Source organism: Arthrobacter alkaliphilus (genome assembly GCF_021483235.1).
GTDB lineage: Bacteria > Actinomycetota > Actinomycetes > Actinomycetales > Micrococcaceae > Arthrobacter > Arthrobacter alkaliphilus.
This window is the reverse complement of sequence record NZ_JAKEEC010000001.1, coordinates 480569-497707: the sequence shown is the minus strand read 5'-3', so window position 1 is coordinate 497707 and position 17139 is coordinate 480569. Positions and strand designations below refer to the sequence as shown.

Annotated in this window: 18 protein-coding genes and 2 pseudogenes; 13 read left to right on the top strand and 7 right to left on the bottom strand. The window is 64.0% G+C overall.

The features are described from left to right. Positions 1–442, bottom strand: a pseudogene (locus L0B83_RS02320) (hypothetical protein); the annotation flags it as partial. Positions 443–534: 92 nt separating this feature from the next. Beyond that, positions 535–858 carry a hypothetical protein gene (locus tag L0B83_RS02315; protein ID WP_234756561.1) on the bottom strand — a complete coding sequence of 108 codons (324 nt, stop codon included), beginning with the start codon at positions 856–858 and terminating at the stop codon, positions 535–537. 127 nt (positions 859–985) lie between these two features. Between L0B83_RS02315 and L0B83_RS02310 the strand changes: the two genes are divergently transcribed. Together L0B83_RS02310 and L0B83_RS02305 are read left to right on the top strand one after the other, a co-directional pair. Continuing rightward, the gene (locus L0B83_RS02310) at positions 986–1513 is read left to right on the top strand and encodes an AAA family ATPase (RefSeq protein ID WP_234756559.1); all 528 of its coding nucleotides are present in this window, start codon (positions 986–988) and stop codon (positions 1511–1513) included. 29 nt (positions 1514–1542) lie between these two features. Continuing rightward, a complete protein-coding gene (locus L0B83_RS02305) occupies positions 1543–2046 on the top strand; it encodes a mycothiol transferase (protein WP_234756557.1) in 504 nt (167 codons plus the stop codon). Between the two features lie 25 nt (positions 2047–2071). On the opposite strand, the gene L0B83_RS02300 is transcribed toward L0B83_RS02305, so the two are convergent. Then, positions 2072–3499, bottom strand: a complete 1428-nt coding sequence (locus L0B83_RS02300) for an MFS transporter (RefSeq protein ID WP_234756555.1) — start codon at positions 3497–3499, stop codon at positions 2072–2074. A gap of 115 nt (positions 3500–3614) precedes the next feature. Between L0B83_RS02300 and L0B83_RS02295 the strand changes: the two genes are divergently transcribed. From L0B83_RS02295 to L0B83_RS02275, 5 genes are all read left to right on the top strand, one after another. After that, positions 3615–4163: a TetR/AcrR family transcriptional regulator gene (locus L0B83_RS02295; RefSeq protein WP_234756553.1), complete on the top strand. Its 549-nt coding sequence runs from the start codon at positions 3615–3617 to the stop codon at positions 4161–4163. Positions 4164–4381: 218 nt separating this feature from the next. Next, positions 4382–5473 carry a hypothetical protein gene (locus tag L0B83_RS20110; RefSeq protein WP_504745241.1) on the top strand — a complete coding sequence of 364 codons (1092 nt, stop codon included), beginning with the start codon at positions 4382–4384 and terminating at the stop codon, positions 5471–5473. A 69-nt stretch (positions 5474–5542) separates the two neighbouring features. Next, a complete protein-coding gene (locus L0B83_RS02285; protein WP_234756549.1) occupies positions 5543–6910 on the top strand; it encodes an MFS transporter in 1368 nt (455 codons plus the stop codon). Between the two features lie 85 nt (positions 6911–6995). Continuing rightward, entirely contained in the window at positions 6996–7544 is a 549-nt protein-coding gene (locus L0B83_RS02280) for a hypothetical protein (RefSeq protein WP_234756548.1), read from the top strand. Positions 7545–7672: 128 nt separating this feature from the next. Beyond that, positions 7673–8236, top strand: coding sequence for a YceI family protein (locus L0B83_RS02275; protein WP_234756546.1), 564 nt, complete (start codon positions 7673–7675; stop codon positions 8234–8236). 23 nt (positions 8237–8259) lie between these two features. On the opposite strand, the gene L0B83_RS02270 is transcribed toward L0B83_RS02275, so the two are convergent. After that, a complete protein-coding gene (locus L0B83_RS02270; RefSeq protein WP_234756544.1) occupies positions 8260–8928 on the bottom strand; it encodes a response regulator in 669 nt (222 codons plus the stop codon). Between the two features lie 224 nt (positions 8929–9152). Between L0B83_RS02270 and L0B83_RS02265 the strand changes: the two genes are divergently transcribed. From L0B83_RS02265 to L0B83_RS02255, 3 genes are all read left to right on the top strand, one after another. Beyond that, on the top strand, positions 9153–10010 hold the full coding sequence (locus L0B83_RS02265) for an ABC transporter ATP-binding protein (protein ID WP_234756542.1): 858 nt from the start codon (positions 9153–9155) through the stop codon (positions 10008–10010). Further along, positions 10007–10891, top strand: a complete 885-nt coding sequence (locus L0B83_RS02260; protein ID WP_234756541.1) for an ABC transporter permease — start codon at positions 10007–10009, stop codon at positions 10889–10891. Before L0B83_RS02265 ends, L0B83_RS02260 begins: the two co-directional genes overlap by 4 nt. A 69-nt stretch (positions 10892–10960) precedes the next feature. Beyond that, entirely contained in the window at positions 10961–12073 is a 1113-nt protein-coding gene (locus L0B83_RS02255) for an ABC transporter substrate-binding protein (protein WP_234756539.1), read from the top strand. A 94-nt stretch (positions 12074–12167) separates the two neighbouring features. Here the strand turns inward: L0B83_RS02255 and L0B83_RS02250 are convergent, their stop codons facing one another. Next, on the bottom strand, positions 12168–12359 hold the full coding sequence (locus L0B83_RS02250) for a hypothetical protein (RefSeq protein ID WP_234756538.1): 192 nt from the start codon (positions 12357–12359) through the stop codon (positions 12168–12170). A gap of 490 nt (positions 12360–12849) precedes the next feature. Here L0B83_RS02250 and L0B83_RS02245 point away from each other — a divergent pair, with 490 nt between their 5' ends. Next, entirely contained in the window at positions 12850–13182 is a 333-nt protein-coding gene (locus L0B83_RS02245) for a hypothetical protein (protein WP_234756537.1), read from the top strand. A gap of 123 nt (positions 13183–13305) precedes the next feature. Here L0B83_RS02245 and L0B83_RS02240 read toward each other — a convergent pair. After that, positions 13306–14279 (bottom strand): annotated as a pseudogene (locus L0B83_RS02240) (aldo/keto reductase). Positions 14280–14504: 225 nt separating this feature from the next. Here L0B83_RS02240 and L0B83_RS02235 point away from each other — a divergent pair. After that, on the top strand, positions 14505–15440 hold the full coding sequence (locus L0B83_RS02235) for a 2-hydroxyacid dehydrogenase (protein ID WP_234756620.1): 936 nt from the start codon (positions 14505–14507) through the stop codon (positions 15438–15440). A 3-nt stretch (positions 15441–15443) separates the two neighbouring features. Here L0B83_RS02235 and L0B83_RS02230 read toward each other — a convergent pair whose 3' ends face one another. Next, on the bottom strand, positions 15444–16679 hold the full coding sequence (locus L0B83_RS02230) for an MFS transporter (RefSeq protein WP_234756536.1): 1236 nt from the start codon (positions 16677–16679) through the stop codon (positions 15444–15446). 99 nt (positions 16680–16778) lie between these two features. On the opposite strand from L0B83_RS02230, the gene L0B83_RS02225 reads away from it, so the two are divergent. Further along, complete coding sequence (locus tag L0B83_RS02225; protein WP_234756535.1) at positions 16779–17060, top strand: hypothetical protein; 282 nt, start codon at positions 16779–16781, stop codon at positions 17058–17060. Positions 17061–17139 lie beyond the last annotated feature (79 nt).

Sequence of the window (17139 nt, the reverse complement as noted above, 5' to 3'; positions counted from 1 at the left end):
ATTCCACCGTCCGCGAGATCTCCTCGACCTTCCCGGCGAAATCAGCGGCTTCCTGGACCCCAAACAAGCGGGCCTGGGAGAGCGCGGTTGAGCGCAGCGCGTCCATTGCCGCCACCACCGGATCAAGACCAGCGGCCGGGAACCGCACAGCCGCGGCCGGGTTTTGGAGCCGGGCCGGGTCTTGCAACCGGGCCAGGTTTTGAAACCACGTACCGTCCCGGAACCGGGCCCGGTCTTGAAGCAAAATACCGGCCTGGCTTTGGAACTGGGCATGCCGGGCACCGACGGGCTTCAAGCGCCGGGTCACGGGCCGGAGCGTCGCGATCCCGCCATCAGACGTCGCGATACCGCCATCAGACGGCGCGCTCCCGGCGTCGGACGGCGCGTTCACGGTGTCGGGCGGGGCTGCCCGACGTGCCGCGAGTTGTCCGATGCCTTCCATGAATAAACCCTGTCACGGGGGTCTGACATTTTAGGCTCCCGGACTGCCCCTCGGCGCAAAGAAAAGCGAAACAGGGAAAAACCTGCAAAAAATCAGGTGCCAAGCTCCCAATGAACCCGGATCGCCTCGGCGATCGGGCCTTCGGCGACGTCGATTTGGAAGGCAACTGGTGCGGTCCCGGTCTCTTCAATGACGGTGTCGTGGTAGACCCGCCCACATGAAGGACACAGAGTGTAGAGGTCCTCATCCTCGGGCCACGGAGCCAGCCCTGCGGGGACCGGTGTCCCAACTTCGGCGTAAACGGGGACGCCCTGCGAGTTGGCCTGAATCAATCCTTCTTTGCTGACCGTGTTTCCGCAGACGCAGGTGATCGTGGTGACATCATGACCGATGACATCAGCGAATTCAGTGTCCATTTGAGCTCCCGGAGTCAGTAGAGACGTCCTGCTTGTAGCTTATGCCCGCGGATCCCCTCCCGTCCCTGCCCTGTAGCCGCTTTGCCTGGGGCAGCGGTGCCTGCAGCCATCCGCCTAGACTCCTCGGATGGCTATGGATCCTGAGAGTGTCTTCCTCAACGGCACGGTTGGTGCTGGCAAGACGAGCACCGGCGAAGCCTTGCACTCGCTCCTCGCCGCCGACGGAATCAACAACGCCGTGATCGACCTCGATGGGTTTCGGCGGAGCTGGCCTGCACCACCGGGGGACCGCTTCAACCACGAGCTTGAACTGAGGAACCTCCGGGCTGTCGCCGGAAACTATCGCGACGCCGGCGTAAGGAGGTTCATTCTGGCGGGAGTGCTTGAGCAACCCGCGGAGGTGGACCGCTATCGTGCAGCTCTCGGGGGAGGAAAACTCACCGTGATCCGGCTGAAGGCGCCTATCGACATCGTTCAGGAACGCCTCAGGAACCGACACGAGCCCAAAAGTCTGGAGTTGGCCTGGCACCTGGATCGCAGCGTGGAGCTCGATGAAATCCTCAGCAACGTCCGTCTCGACACCCATGTGGTGACGACAGAACGACAAAGCCCAAACCTGGTTGCCCAAGCGGTTCGGGCTCTGGTTGGGTGGTAGAGGTAGCCAACGCACAGCGGGAGGAAACGATGCGATCCAACGAACTGCTGCTCGACGCTTTTGCCCGGATCCGCGACATAGTTGCCGCCACTCTGGACGGGGTCGACGGCGAGGCCCTGGTCCGCCGGCCCGACGGCACCGGAAACTCGATCGCGTGGTTGATCTGGCACCTCAGCCGGGTGGAGGACGTTCAAGTGGCGTCCGCCGCCGGCGTCGAACAGGTGTGGACCTCACAGGACTTTGCCAGCCGCTTCAAGCTGCCGCTGCCCGAACGCGACACCGGCTACGGCCACTCGAGCGACAAAGTCGATTCGGTCCAGGCTCCGCCGGAACTGTTGCTCGAATACTACGACGCCGTCCACAGCCAGACCGAAGAGTTCGTGAAAACGCTCGGCGACCAGGACCTCGATCGGATTGTCGACACCCGCTGGGATCCGCCGGTCACGCTCGGCGTGCGCCTGGTCAGTACGATTGCCGATTGCCTTCAGCACGCGGGACAGGCCGCCTATGCCAAGGGCCTAGGCGGCCTGTAACCTCACGGTCCAACTCAAGCCACGGTCAAACTTGAGCCGCCTCCCGGCGTCTGAAGACCAGCCCCAGGACGGCTGCTAGCGCAAGCGCCGAGAGGACGGTTGCGGACCAGAACCCTGCCCGGCCGCCGGTCAGGAAGTCGCCGGGGATCGCGAAGGCCGCGTAGGTCGAAGCCACGATCGCCAGGCCGACAGCGCCGCCCAGTTGCTGCATGGTCTGGAAGAGTCCCGACGCCGACCCCGCGTGCTCGGGTTCGACGTTGCGGAGCGCGAGCGTCGTGAGCGGCATGAACGTCAAGCCGGCCGAGATTCCAGTGCCCAGCAGTGCAAGCAGAACGAGGGCAAACGGGGTGTCCGTAGTCAGTTGCGTCAGCGGCAAGAAGGCGACGACGCGGAGCGCGGCACCGAGGATGACCAGCCTTACGGCCCCGACGCGCTCGAGGAGACGCGGGACGATCCGCGACATCGCGAAGATGCTGAGCGGCATCGGCAGGAACGCCAGCCCGGTCAGTATTGGCGTGAAGTGCAGATCGTCTTCGAGGTACTGGACCATGAGAAAGAACATCGCCAACATCCCGCCGTAGGTGGCAGCCATCGCTCCCAGCGCCGCCACTCGGCTCGGGCTGCGCAGCAGTTGCGGCCGGAGCAATGGGTGGGCCACCCTCCGCTCGGTGACGGCAAGCACTGCGATCAGCGCGGCCCCGACAGCAAGGCCGCCGATCGTGCGCGGGCTGGACCACCCGACGTCGCCCGCTTGGATGAGGGCCCACACGATGGCGATTGCGCCGCCTGTGGCGGTCACCGCTCCGAGGATGTCGAAGCGCCCGGGACGCCGGGGAGTTTCCGCGACCAGGCGCGGCACCGCAATGAGGACGACGACGCCGATCGGCACGTTGATGAAGAGGGTCCACCGCCAGCTGGTGGTGTCGGTGAGGAGCCCGCCGAGGATGAGTCCGAGCGCGCCGCCCATGGACGCGATGGCTGAGAAGAGGGCGAGCGCCCGGTTCCGCGCGCCGTCGTCCTTTGCGCTGGTGGTGATGAGCGCGAGCACGCTCGGGGCGGCGAATGCGGCGCCCAGGCCCTGGAGTGCGCGCGCGACGACGAGGAGGAGGGGCGAAGTGGCCAGGCCGCCAAGCAGTGAGAAGAGCGTGAAGGCCGCGACGCCCACCAGGAAGGTGCGACGGCGGCCGACGACGTCCCCGATCCGTCCGCCGAGCAGCAGGAGGCCGCCGAAAGCGACGGCGTAGCCGTTCAGGACCCAGCTGAGTTCGGCCCGGTCGAAGTGGAGGTCGGTGGCGATGTGGGGGAGCGCGACGTTCACGACCGTCGCGTCGAGGACAAGCATGAGTTGGGCCAGCATGACCAGCCAAAGGCCGATGCTGCTGGCGCGGCCGCGCGGGGTTCCGCTGCTCCGAGCGATCCCGGCGGGTGCGCGTGTGGCGATTGTGGGTGTCATGGGGGTGTCCTGTTCTAGCCGAGGGGGCTGACGTACACTAAGAGGAGAGTTGCTCCGCTTAGAACTATACGGAGACGCTCTCCGTTTTGCAATGGTGTATCGAAAGGTGTTTTCCGTGCGTGCTGACGCTCAACGCAACCGCGACCGAATCGTGGAGGTTGCACGCGCGCTCTTCCGGGCCAAAGGCTTCGAGGCCGTTTCGATGGACGAGGTCGCCAAGGCGGCCGAAGTGGGACCCGGCACGCTTTACCGGCACTTCCCGACCAAGGAGTCGCTGTACGACGCCGTCCTGGAAGCGTGGGCAGAGAAGGTCAACACCGCCGTCGACCGTGCCCTCACCTTGGACGCCCCCGCGCGGGATCGGTTGTTGAAGTGGTTGACGGCCTACGCATCGATGCTGACGGAACACAAGGGCGCCGCCGCGCGGATCACCGCTGCATTGGGCGACCCGGGTTCACCATTTGCCGCGAAGTGCCAGACCTACTTGGGCGCCAATCAGCGCATCATCGAAGCGTTGGACTCCGCCTTGCGCCCCGGAGTCGATGCGATGCAGATCAGCCGGCTCGTCGGTGGCGTTGCCGCAGTGGTGGATAACAGCGAACTTCCCGCCGATGCGGCAGCATCGATGCTCGCGGTAGTCGCTGACGGTCTTATCGCGTCCTGACGAAGGTTCCGCGGTGGGCTGAGTACTCCTGCATGGGCAGTACTCCAAGTGCAGGGCGCCCACTTACGCGCAAATTCGTTAATCAAGTCCAGTAGGGATCACTCAAGGCTGCCCAGAAGCCCGTCCGTAGGATCCGTAGTGAGCCGAAGATGGCTCACTGCCATTGCTTTTGGGACGCAATGTGCGGCAGTACCAGACCCCCGGCAGGGCCCTGATCCATGCCAAGGACGCACATCATGAAAACTACAAAACTCATGGCCGTCGTTTGCCTTTTACTTGCCGGGACAGCCGCACCACTCTCCCCCGCGCACGCCGCACCCATGGAGGCTTCGGGCATCGTCTTGGGCAGCGATATTTCCTGGCCCCAATGTGATGGCGGACTTCCCGCGGGCCAGGCGTTCGGCATTATCGGCGTGAACGACGGCCGGCCGGGCACCGCGAATCCCTGTCTCGCCGAGCAGCTGGGCTGGGCCAGCGGCTCGGCGGGCGGGACTAGCCAACCCGCAGCCGCCGTGTACGTCAACACGGCCAACCCCTCCGAGTACGGCGGGTGGTGGCCTGCCTCCGATGCGGACGTGGTCATGAGCAATCGCAACCCCTATGGGAGCTGCGACGGGACAGCTTCGGCCGCGTGCGCCTACCTCTACGGCTATGGCATGGCCTTCGACGACGTCAATCGGTACGGGGTCAGCGACCCAGCCAAGCGCATGTGGTGGCTGGATGTCGAGACCGGAAATGCGTGGTCTTCGGACACTGTCGCCAACGCCGCGGATATCGAAGGCATGGCCGCGTATTTGCAGAGCATCGGCGCGGCGGTAGGCATCTACTCAACCTCGTACCAGTTCGGGCTAATCGCCGGTCAACTTCATCCTGACAGCAATTTGAACGGGCTCAAGAGTTGGCTTGCCGGCGCGACATCTCCGGAGACCGCAGTGGAACTCTGTTCGGCGCCGCCGCTAACAGCCGGCGGTGTGGTTGCACTCACCCAATTCACCACGGACTTCGACTACAACTACTCGTGCATCCCGCCGGCCCCGGCGCCANCAGCCGGCGGTGTGGTTGCACTCACCCAATTCACCACGGACTTCGACTACAACTACTCGTGCATCCCGCCGGCCCCGGCGCCAGCTCCGGCACCAGCTCCCGCTCCGGCACCAGCTCCCGCTCCGGCACCAGCTCCCGCTCCGGCACCAGCTCCGGCACCCGCTCCGGCAGCTCCCGTTGTGGTCCCGCCGAAGCCCGCGGCTCCGACGCTCACCCAGGACGCCAACGGTAAGAAGAAGCCGCTACAGACCGAAGCGCAGAGCTGACGGTCCCCAAGCGAGGTTCGTGACGCGCCGTTTCGTGACCTCAGGCAACGATGTACCAGACTTAGGGACGTGACCAACCAATCCCGCCCCGGCCTAGCGATCGCTGCACTGAGTCTCGGGACGGCGCTGAACCCGTTGAACTCATCGATGATCGCGGTCGCGCTGGTGGTTCTGCGCCGGGACTTTGCGCTCGACGTCGCCACGGTCACGTGGGTTATTACGTCCTTCTACCTCGCCTCGGCGGCAGGCCAGCCGCTCATGGGCCGCCTGGCAGACCGCTTTGGTCCGCGGAGGTTGTTTACTTTCGGCATGGCGGTGGTCGCCATCTCGTGCCTTCTGGCACCGTTCTCACCGAACTTCGCGCTGGTCTGCGTAGCCCGCGCGCTCATGGCGGTGGGGACCGCCACGGCGTACCCGTGCGCCGTCGTCATGGTCTCGACGCTCAGCCGGCAGGCGAACATCAGCACCACCCGACCCCTGGGCCGCATCCAGATGGCGAACACTTCGGCCGCTGCGGTGGGGCCCGTCGTCGGCGGCCTTTTGGTGAGCCTGGTCGGCTGGCAGGCGCTGTTCGCGATCAACGTGCCGATCTCGCTTCTGGCCCTGGTTGTGGTGCAGCGGGTGGCGCCGCCCGACGTCGGACGCGAAAGCGGCAAGCTCTCAACCCTCCTCCGCGATTCCGACATTCCGGGCATCCTGGCGTTCATTGCCTCGTTGACGCTCGCGATGATGGCGCTGCTCAACGTGATGCCGGCGTACCGCTGGTGGTTCATCGGCGTCGCCGTGGTCCTGGCGGGGCTGTTCGCATTGCGCGAGTTGCGGTTCAGTCCGCCCTTCCTGGACCTGCGGCTGCTCGGCCGGAACCGGCCGCTGCTGGTGTTGTACTTGGGTTTCGCGGTGTTCAGCGCGGTCTACTATTTTGCTTTCTTCGGCCTTCCGCAGTTGCTGCAGCAGGCTGGAAAGTACGACGCCGGCGTGGTCGGCCTGCTGATGCTGCCCCTTGCTGCCATGTCGGTTTTCATGACCCCGGTGACCGTGCGGTTCATTGAGCGGTTCGGCGTGCGGTCCGTAATGATCGCCGGCGTCGTGCTTTTGACGCTGGCTTCCGGTGCGCTCGGAGCGCTGACGTTGTCCTTCTGGCCCCCGTTGGTGCTCGTGCTCACGGCACTAATGGGCGTGCCGTACGGCGTGGTCAGCACGTCGTCCAATCAAGGTTTGTATGTGTCCGCACGGCCGGAAGACAGGGGAGTAGCCGCCGGAATCTTCCAGACGTGCCGATACCTCGGGGCCATCACGGCGACGGTACTTATCGGTGTTCTGTACGGGCCCGGGGTCAACCAGGCGAACTGGGGCCTCATGGTGTTGGTGATGCTGGCGCTGAGCGCGGTGGTGTTCGTGTTGGCCCTGGCTTGGCGGAAACCGGGGGCGGTGGCTTAGCCGGACATTGCGCTGGGCGGACCGGCCAGGCGGGGTCGTAGAATATTCGATACCCCTCTATCAGTTTCGTCGAGGGATGATCTCCGTGAACCGCATGACCTTCGTTGGGCGCTCAGGCGTGGTCTCCGCGATGCTGCTCTCCGGCGCCGCGTTGACGGCCTGCGACGGAGGCGTCCAACGTCATGCCGGCTCAATACAAGCTACCGATCCGGTCCAGATTACCGAAGCGGCGCCGCAGAATGGGAAGCTGTCGTCGGCGGCCGACCTCATCACCAAGGAGTTACGCGGCGACCCCAACTTCGGGTCAGTCGCTCTGGAGCAAGGGAAGCTCGTCATCGTGTGGCACGGCCCGGAGAACGACAGCATCTCACGCTTGCGCAACCAGCTCCCTGGTATTGACATCTCGATCCGTTCGGCAGCATGCGTTCCCGGAACTGTCATGGACCGCGCGGGAACCCTTTTGACGGAAGATGCACGGGTCCGGGTGGTTGCTATGGCCAATGACGGATCCCATGTGGTGGTCACGGTCTCAGACAGCGCAGACAGCAGTGCCCTGGCTGCCGCCTACGAAGCGCGCCTCGGCTGCCCGGTCCGCCTGGAGAAGGGGGACGTGGTCCCGGCTACGGGGAAGTGACTGCTCCGGAGCTGGCAACCATGGGAGTTCCCTGTAAGCCGCCTTCGAGTCCTTGACTTCAACTTCGGGCTCAACAAGGGTGGAAGGGACCCATCCACGCGAGACTCTTTCGAATCAGGAGATCCACAATGACTCTTCCCCAAGGTTTCTCTTCAGGCACCTGGTTGTTGGACATGGCCCACAGCGAGATCGGGTTCAGCGTCCGGCACGCCGGCATCAGCAAGGTGCGCGGCCGTTTCACGGATGCAACTGCCGAGGCCCGCGTGCGCGAATCCCTGGCCGACGCGTCACTCCACGCCACCGTCAAGACCGCGAGCTTCGACTCGGGCGATGCGAACCGTGACGCCCACGTCCGCGGTGCCGACTTTTTCGACGTCGAGAAGTACCCGGAAATGACCTTCCGCGCCACGAGCGTAGAGGGCGACGGCGAGGACTACACCCTCACGGGTGACCTCACCATCAAGGGGATCACCAAGCCGGTGGAGCTGGAAGTCGAGTTCACCGGCGTCGCGGTTGATCCGTTCGGCGCGACCCGCGCCGGGTTCTCCGCCGAGTCCGAGATCAGCCGGAAGGACTTCGGGCTGACGTGGAACGCCGCGTTGGAGACCGGCGGTTTCCTGGTGAGCGACAAGGTGAAGATCAACCTCGAGGCTGCCCTTGTAAAGCAGACCGAACCGGTCGCAGCCGAGTAGTCAAAAGCGAACCGGCCGTCGGCTCAACTAAGGGTGTAGGAGTTGAGCGGGCGGCCGGTGCCGCCATACGTGAGGTCCAGCACCAGCAGGCCCTTTTGCTCCAGGACGCTGAGGTAACGCTGGGCCGTCGGACGGCTGACGCCGAGCTGCCCGGCGATCTCGGCGGCGGTGACGGGGCCCCGGGCGGCCCGGACGGCGTCGAGCGCTTTCTGCATGGTGGGCTGCAGGCGCGGTGCCGGGGCAGCGGGCCTGACCCCCGCCGAGCGCGCGTTGTAGAGGCTGTCAATAGTTGACTGGTCGGCAGTTGAAGCGGATTCCAGCTCCTGCCGCCAGTTCCGGTAAGCCTCCAACTGTGTGCGGAGCCGGTCAAAGCTGAAGGGCTTGACCAAGTAGTAGACCGCGCCGCTGGTCATCGCTGATTTGACGGTGTCCAGGTCCTGGGCCGCGGTAATGACGATGCAATCGACGTCGGTTCCGGCCGCCTGCAGGGATCGCAGCATTGAGATCCCGTCCTCGTCCGGAAGATGTACATCCAGCAAGAGCAAGTCCGGGTTGAGGCGCTCGATCGCCTCCCGCGCGGCTGCGGCGCTGTAAACCTCACCGACGCATTCGAAACCCTCAACCCTGGCCACGCGGGCAGCGTGGATTCCGGCGACCCGGAAATCGTCGTCGACTACCAATGCCTTAATCAACGTCTGCGCTCCATTCTTGCCCGCGACGGTGCGGGCTTCCCCTGCAGTTGATGCGACGGCAGAAAATGCACAAAACGTGCACATTTGCGGCTAAGGCGCACAACTTACTGAAGACTTCTGGCCCGAATGCTGCCTTCCTAAGCTTGTCACAGTTGCCGTGATCTACATCACGAATTCGAGGGACTCCCAATGGAGGGATTCCAAAGACAGAGAGGTCTTAGCAAATGAATTCCAACTATCCCAACCGGCCACCCGTGGCCCTAAAGGGGGCGGAGGTCGCCGCGGGCATCGATATCGTCGGGTTGACCAAGCGTTACCTGACTCCCAAGGGCGAGACCTTCACTGCGATCCGCGATGTGACGCTTAGGGTCGAACCCGGCGAGTTCTGCGCGATCGTCGGACCAACGGGCTGCGGCAAGTCGACCACCCTGGCCCAGGTATCCGGACTGGAGCGGCCAAGCACTGGCTCGGTGCGGGTCCACGATCAGCTGGTGGACGGCATCACCGACGGCGTCAGCTACATGTTCCAGGCGGACGCGCTCTTCCCGTGGAAGACCGTTCTCGGAAACGTCTTGATCGGCCCGGTCCTGCGCGGGACGCCCAAGAAGGAAGCCACGTTGCTCGCAAGGGACTGGCTGCGCCGCGTGGGCTTGGCCGGCTTCGAGGACCGTTACCCGCACCAGTTGTCCGGTGGCATGCGCAAGCGCGTCGCCATGGCGGCGGCGCTGATCAACAACCCGCGGATCCTGTTGATGGATGAGCCGTTCGGTGCTCTGGACGTGCAGACCAAGGCCATCATGCAGAACGAACTGCTGGCGCTCTGGGAAGAACTTCGCCCCTCGGTCCTGTTCATCACGCACGACCTCGACGAAGCCGTGGCGCTCGCAGACAAGGTGGTCATCATGACCAGCAGCCCCGGCACCATCAAGGATGTTTTCGAGATCGATCTGCCCCGGCCGCGTGGAGATGTCCAGAAGATCCGGCACGAGGAGCGGTTCCTGGAGCTGCAGGGCCAGATCTGGGAGTCCCTGAAGGACGAGGTCACCCGCGCGTATGCGCGCACATCAGGAGCAGCAGCATGACAACCCTCACGCATAGTGAAACACGCAAGAGCGAGCAGCCAGTGGAAACCGAGACAGCAATCAAGAACCTAGGCCGGACCAAGGCCCGGCGACGCAACGCATCGATCTGGATCGGCCGCGCGGTGCTCGCCGTCGTGGTGGTGGGCGGTTGGCAGTGGTTTACCACGGTGGGCTGGGTGGATAAGTTCTTCTTCGGCCAACCTTCGCAGATCTGGGACGCCCTGATCAAGCTCTTCACGGAAGGTACGGCTTTCGGCAGCATCTGGGAAAACCTCTGGGTCACGGCCCAGGAGGCATTCCTCGGGTTCTTCCTCGGCACGTTCGTCGGAGTGGTCCTCGGGATTCTCCTCGGCTCGAACAGATACCTGTCCGAAGTTGTGGGCCCGTACATCCGGATCGTCAACTCGATTCCCCGTATTGTGCTCGGCTCGATCTTCATCGTCGCATTCGGCCTCGGGACGTTCCCGAAGATCCTCCTCGCGGCCGTCCTCGTGTTCTTCGTGGTCTTCTTCAACGCTTTCCAGGGCGTCCGCGAAGTGGACCAGAACCTCGTCGCGAATGTGCGGGTGCTCGGCGCTTCACCGTTCCAGGTGGCGATGAACGTGACCATACCTTCCGCCATGACGTGGATCATCGCGAGCCTTCATACGGCATTCGGCTTCGCTATCATCGGCGCGCTGGTCGCCGAGGTGCTCGGCGCCCAGAAGGGGATCGGCCTGATCATCAGCCAAGCCCAGGGCACCTTCGATCCGGACACCGTCTTCGCCTGCATGGTGATCATCGCCGTCGTCACGCTCGCGGCCGAATACCTCATCGGGCTCCTTGAGCATAGGCTCCTCAAGTGGCGGCCGCCAAACCGCTCTGAAGCCCAGACCATCTAGTTTTCACCAACGTTCCCACCCAACCCCAAAAGCTCCAGGATCCCCTGGGCTGACAGAAGGAAAACACCAATGATGAAGCGCAGTATCTTTGCGGTTGCCGCTGCCGGAGCAGTCGCGCTCAGCCTTTCGGCTTGTGGCGGCGGAGCCCCTGCGTCGAGCGGAGGTTCGGCTAGCGGCAGCGCTGACGCTACGAACTCCGGCCCCATGCCCACCGTGAAAATGATGATCGGCGGCATCGACAAGCAGATCTACCTGCCGTACAAACTCGCCGACCAGCTTGGCTACTACAAGAAGTACGGCGTCAACATGGAGCTCTCCACCGAGACTGATGGCGGCGTCGGCGCCGAAGAAGCAATGGCCTCCGGCCAGGTGGACATGTCCGGTGCCTGGTACATCCACACGTTCGACTTCCAGTCCAAGGGCAAGAACATCATCAACATCGTCCAGCTCTCCGGAGCTCCGGGCGAGCGGATCATGTGCAGCCCGAACGCCAACGTCCACTCTCCCGCGGACATCAAGGGCAAGAAGATGGGCGTCACCGACCTTGGATCCGGAACCGACTCCCTGACGCAATTCATCGCCTCCAAGGCCGGACTCACTAAGAAGGACTACACCACGTACAAGGCCGGCGCCGGCGCCACGGCGATCGCAGCCATCAAGACGGGCGCCGCCGACTGCGTCATGACCACCCAGCCCACCGTCGCAGCGATGGAGAGCCAGGGAGTTGCGCAGTCCGCCATCGACCTCGCGACAACCGACGGCGCCACGAAGGCTGTCGGGGGCAACTGGCCGGCCGCTGGCGTCATCGCCAACGCCGACTGGGTCAAGTCCCACGAGGACGCCGTCCAGCGCGTCGTCAACGCCCTCGTGGACACGATGCACTGGATCAGCACGCACTCTGCCCAGGACATCGCGGACAAGCTCCCCGCCGACTACGTCCAGAACAAGAACGTGAAGAAGGAGGACTACGTCAAGGCGCTTGACCAGGACAAGGGCCAGTTCCTCCCGGATGGCATCATGCCTGCGGGCGGCCCGAAGACCATCGCCGCCATGGAGCAGACCCTCGGAATGGACACCTCGAAGATCCCGGTCGGTGGCACCTTCACCAACAAGTACGCCCAGGCCGCGCTCAAGCTCGAGGGCTACACCGCCACAACGAAGCCTGCCGGCGACGACGGCTAAGCTCTTCCTTCAATAGATAGCCCCCCAAAAAACAATCGGCCTGCGTGGTAGTCCACGCAGGCCGATTGTTTTTGTTTCTTGTCAAAGGCGATGATCACCGCAATTGGGTATCGGGCTTGAACCTTGTACGGCGGAACGTCCAGGTAGTGATCCAGAGCAGAACAACGACGATCAACGTCTCGGTCCCGTTCGGAGCAACGCCGAACAGCAAGTAGACAAGGTATGGAATGACAAACACGAGCACCGCCGTCGCTGACGCGGCAACGACAAAAGCACGACCAGTCATCTGGCAGACCTCCCTGACGATCCGATCGGGTCTCCACGCAGGCCGATCGTTTTGTTTCTGTACTTTGCGGACCCGCGGAGTTAGAGGCGCCGCGTACTGCTTCGATTCCTCGTTAGCCATTCCTCGGATTCGAAGAACTTTGCTAGCTCCGGTCCTGCATTCTCGGAGATGCGTGCGTTGCCATCGGTCAAATCAAACAGGGGAAGGTAGCCCTTTTGCTTGGCTAAATCATTCGCTATTTCGAGAACCGACTTTTCCTCAGTTGATACCGGGTCACCGCTGATCACTCGCTCGGCTATGTGCTCGCACCCGGAAACTTGCAGTATGACCATGAGGTCGACACCCCGATGAACCGCACACCAGTTTGAGGGAACAAGCCGAATGGGACTCGACGCCAAACAGAATCAAAGTCACGGGCTTGGGAACGCAAGAACGGCAGTTCGGCGGAGCCGAGGGCTCGTGGCACACAATTCGTGGCATTCTCAGAGGCATGAGCATCGAAGCGAACGCTGTGCTCGATCCTCCCGAGCACTGGCTCGACTCCTGGGCGGGAGGGGCCTCTAGCTACTCAGAGTCGGACCGACATAGGCCAACCGAGTGGTTTCTTAGCCCGGACCGTCAGGAGTTCCTGGAGGGAATCTTTGCCATGATCGATGAAAGTAAAGACTTTTGTCCGCGTATCTCGTCAGGACTTAGCGGTACCGATAGCGGCACCTTCTGCGTCAACATAAATATCATGGCGATCAACCAGAGTTTCGCAGCTTGGGCAGAAAACTACAGCCCGGATGACCTCCTTGTTCGATCTTTCGTTAGGGCCCTCTAGGGGCAGATGCATAACGACACTGGGCAATCAGACGCTGGGCAATCATCCGCATAAGCAAGGGCGGCCACCATGGATACCATGGTGGCCGCCCTCGCTTGCCGAGGTTCGAGAAGAGGTATGGGCCTAGACGTCGATGGTGGCCATGTTCGGGTAGCGGGCTCCGGCTGTGGAGCCGGCAGGCGCGAGCTCGTCCAGCCGCTGAAGGTCTTCAGGAGAGAGCACGACGGCGGTGGCCCCCAGGTTCTCTGCCAGGCGTTCGCGCTTCTTGGTGCCGGGGATCGGGACGATGTGCTCGCCCTGGGCCAGCAGCCACGCGAGGGCCAGCTGCCCCGGGGTGCAATGCTTCTGGTCGGCTAGTTCCTTCACCCGGTCCACTAGTTCGAGGTTCCGTGTGAAGTTCTCCCCTTGGAAGCGAGGGGAGTGCCGGCGGAAGTCGTTCTCGGCGAAGTCGTCCTCGCTGCGAATTTGGCCGGTCAGGAACCCGCGGCCGAGGGGGCTGTAGGGAACGAACCCGATGCCCAGCTCGGCAAGGACCGGGAAGACTTTCGTTTCGGGTTCCCGTTCCCAGAGGGAGTATTCGGTCTGCAGGGCGGTGATGGGATGGACGGCGTGGGCGCGGCCGAGGTGTCCTGCGCGGCCTCGGAGAGTCCCAGGTGCCGGACTTTTCCGGCCGGGACCAGTTCGGCCATCGCCCCGACGGTCTCCTCAATGGGGACGGTCTTGTCCACCCGGTGCTGGTAGTACAGATCGATGTGGTCGACGCCGAGGCGTTGCAGGCTTGCGTCGCACGCGGCGCGCACATACTCCGGCTTCCCGTTGATCCCAACCCAAGAGCCGTCGTCGCGCCTTTCGTTTCCGAACTTCGTGGCGAGGACTACGTCTTCACGGCGACCGGCGATGGCCTTGCCCACCAGCTTTTCGTTGGTGAACGGCCCGTACATGTCCGCGGTGTCCAAAAGGCTGCCGCCGGCGTCGAGGAAGTCGTTGATGGTGGCAATGGATTCGCGTTCATCCCCCTCGCCGTAGAACTCGCTCATGCCCATGCAGCCGAGGCCGATGGCAGATACGGTCAATGAACCAAGCGTGCGGTTTTCCATGGGGTTCTCTCCTCTAGGTGGCAGAACGTGCTGGATAGCACGACGATGCTCAGAGAAGGGTGCGGGTATGGCCACTATAGGCAGGTCGGTGGGGGTCGGGGCAATGCACTCAGTAAATTGGTGTTGGAATGCGAACTAGCCGTCCGGCTAATCGACCGGAAAATCGGGAAGCAGGGAATGGAAATGAGCGATACGGCGCTGTCCGCCGCGGAGGGTGTCGGCACGGTGACCGCCCGCCTTCGGGTGTGCCTGCCCGACCAGCAACTCCTCGAAGCCATGGAGCCTTCCGCCGACGTCGAGTTCGTGGTGTGGGACCTGACGGGTCCTGCCCCGGCGGACAATTTCGACCTGCTGGTGCCGCCCTACATGGGCCGGCCGGATGCGCTCGCGGCGCTGGACGGCGTGCCGGTCCGGCTGGTCCAGAGCCAGTCGATAGGGTACGACGGCGTCGCGGACGTTCTGCCGTCGGGTTGCGTTTTCGCCAACGCGGCTGGAGTCCATGAGACGTCGACGGCGGAACTCGCCGTGGGCATGATGATCGCCAGCCAGCGTGGGATTCCGGACTTCGTGCGAAACCAGGCAACCGGAACCTGGGCCAACGGCCAGCGCCCCAGCCTGGCGGACCGCCGTGTGCTCTTGGTCGGCTACGGGGGAGTGGGCAAGGCCATTGAAGCCAGGCTGTTGCCGTTCGAAACGCAGGTGACGCGGCTGGCCAGCCGGGAGCGGGACGACGAAAACGGCCATGTCTTTGGCATCGATGCGCTGTACGAGCAGTTGCCCCTCCACGAGATCGTGGTGGTCAGCGTGCCGTTGTCCGAGCACACCCGCAAGCTGGTGGACGCCCGGTTCCTCGCGTCGATGCAGGACGGTGCGTTGTTGGTCAACGTGGCGAGGGGCCCGGTGGCGGACACGGAAGCGTTACTGCGGGAGACGTCGTCGGGCCGGCTTCGTGCCGCATTGGACGTGACCGACCCCGAGCCGCTGCCTGCCGACCACCCGCTCTGGACGGTGCCCGGTGTGCTCATCACGCCGCATGTGGGCGGAGCAAGCTCGGCAATGTTCCCCAGGATGGTCCGGCTGATCAAGAAGCAGATTTCGTTGCTGCGGGCAGGGGAGCCGCCCGTGAACGTGGTGCTGGGCAAGGAATCGGTGGGCAAATAGCGGTTAGTGCTGGTCCGCCATTTCCTTGACCTTCGGCTCCGACCAGCCGGCTTCTTTCCGCCCGGGCGGGTAAGCGTGCCGCTTGCCCGTCAGCGTGATGACGAGTGCGACGACGACCGGCAGCGCTGCGGCGACGGGCACCATGAGCGGGCCGGCCAGCACCAGGGCGGCGGAGCCGTAGAGCGCGCCGATGGTGATGCCGAGTTGGATGGTGAGCACGGTGAGGCCGTTGGCGGCATCCCGGTATTCGCCGCCGGCGCGCAGGATGGCGGCCTGGTTGTAGATGCCGATCGCGCCAAGGCCCGCGCCCCAGACTGCCATAAGTGCAATGGCAGTGGGCATGGTTCCGCCCCCGAGCGGGAGGAGGAGCATAGCGATGGCGATTGCCGCCGTCGTAATCAGCAGTGAACGGCGGGGTCGCGAATCCACGGTGATGCCCGCAACCCAGATGCCGACCAGGCCGGACGCGCCGAGGACGGTGAGGGAGAGGCTGATGGCGTAGTCGGGCAGCCCGGCTTCGCGGATGAACGGCGCGATGTAGGTGAACAGCGCGAAGTGGGCGAGCACCAATAATGGCCAAGCGATGGCCACTGCTTTCACGCCGGGCTGGGCGATGGCAGTGCGCATGGAGGGTCGAGCGGCGTCGGAGGTCCGGCGGACCTGGGGAAGCAGCCAAAGCGCAAGGCCGGTCAGCAACAGGCCGAAACCGGCCAGGAAGAGGAAGGCTGCGCGCCAGCCGAGGACTGAACCGAGGGCTGTGCCGACGGGAGCTCCGATGGCCATGCCCAAGCTGTTGCCGCTGAAGACGATGGCGAGGGCCTTGCCTACTTTGTCGGACGGGACCACGCGTGAGACGAACGGTGCCATGGTGGTCCAGAGCAGGCCGTGCGCCAAGCCCCCAACGAGTCGGCCGCCCATGGCCGCGGCGAAGTTCGGTGCGAGGCCGACGAGCACGTTGCTCAACGCGAAGGTGAGGACGAGCGAGACGAGCAGGGTCTTCCGCGGGACCCTGGCCAACAGCCGCGCGGCCGGGATCACCGTAACTACGATGACGGCGGCATAGGCCGCAGCGAGGTACCCCGCCACGGGCTCCGACACCTCCAAGCCGACGCTGATCTGGGGGAGCAGGCCCGACGTCAAAAGCTCGGTGGTGATCGCGGTGAAGGCGATGGTGGCAAGGACCAGCATCGCGGCGATCGGGAAGCGTTTGGGCGCAGGCAAGGGCAGGGCGGAAGACATGGGGGAGTAGATCCATTCAAAAGGGTGGGAAGGAGGACGGCGCCTATGCCAGAGTCCTTCGTCCAAGCTACCCGTTTTGTTTTGCGTGAGGGAGGGTCTGTGAGGGCTAGGTTGGGGGAGCCGGGTTGCCCAACGCCTTGCGAGCGGCTCGCCCTGAATCTGGCCGTCACGGCAGATGAAATGCCGGTGGGCGTAGGCAGCACGGCCGTCCGCCAACAGATCATCACCGGGCTGCGCGATGCCGCGGGTGAAGCGGTGTTCGCATGGCGCTCCGTCGGGCTGCCGACCGGCGGGTATCTGGATCTGCGCACCGGACAGGCATCTGGTTACAGCCGCCACCGACCCGATGATCGTCGGGAAGGACACCGCGGGATGAGCTAGCGATCGGGAGCGCTTCGGATTTGGCTGGCGGTGATACCGCAAATTGACAGCGGTCGTTTCCCTGCTTTTGGTGACCGAG

Coding starts and splice junctions, on each gene's coding strand:
- L0B83_RS02245 (WP_234756537.1), top strand. CDS start 12,850: ATGAGCATCGAAGCGAACGCTGTGCTCGATCCTCCCGAGCACTGGCTC.
- L0B83_RS02275 (WP_234756546.1), top strand. CDS start 7,673: ATGACTCTTCCCCAAGGTTTCTCTTCAGGCACCTGGTTGTTGGACATG.
- L0B83_RS02260 (WP_234756541.1), top strand. CDS start 10,007: ATGACAACCCTCACGCATAGTGAAACACGCAAGAGCGAGCAGCCAGTG.
- L0B83_RS02310 (WP_234756559.1), top strand. CDS start 986: ATGGCTATGGATCCTGAGAGTGTCTTCCTCAACGGCACGGTTGGTGCT.
- L0B83_RS02305 (WP_234756557.1), top strand. CDS start 1,543: ATGCGATCCAACGAACTGCTGCTCGACGCTTTTGCCCGGATCCGCGAC.
- L0B83_RS02230 (WP_234756536.1), bottom strand. CDS start 16,679: ATGTCTTCCGCCCTGCCCTTGCCTGCGCCCAAACGCTTCCCGATCGCC.
- L0B83_RS02250 (WP_234756538.1), bottom strand. CDS start 12,359: ATGACTGGTCGTGCTTTTGTCGTTGCCGCGTCAGCGACGGCGGTGCTC.
- L0B83_RS02300 (WP_234756555.1), bottom strand. CDS start 3,499: ATGACACCCACAATCGCCACACGCGCACCCGCCGGGATCGCTCGGAGC.
- L0B83_RS02315 (WP_234756561.1), bottom strand. CDS start 858: ATGGACACTGAATTCGCTGATGTCATCGGTCATGATGTCACCACGATC.
- L0B83_RS02255 (WP_234756539.1), top strand. CDS start 10,961: ATGATGAAGCGCAGTATCTTTGCGGTTGCCGCTGCCGGAGCAGTCGCG.
- L0B83_RS02265 (WP_234756542.1), top strand. CDS start 9,153: ATGAATTCCAACTATCCCAACCGGCCACCCGTGGCCCTAAAGGGGGCG.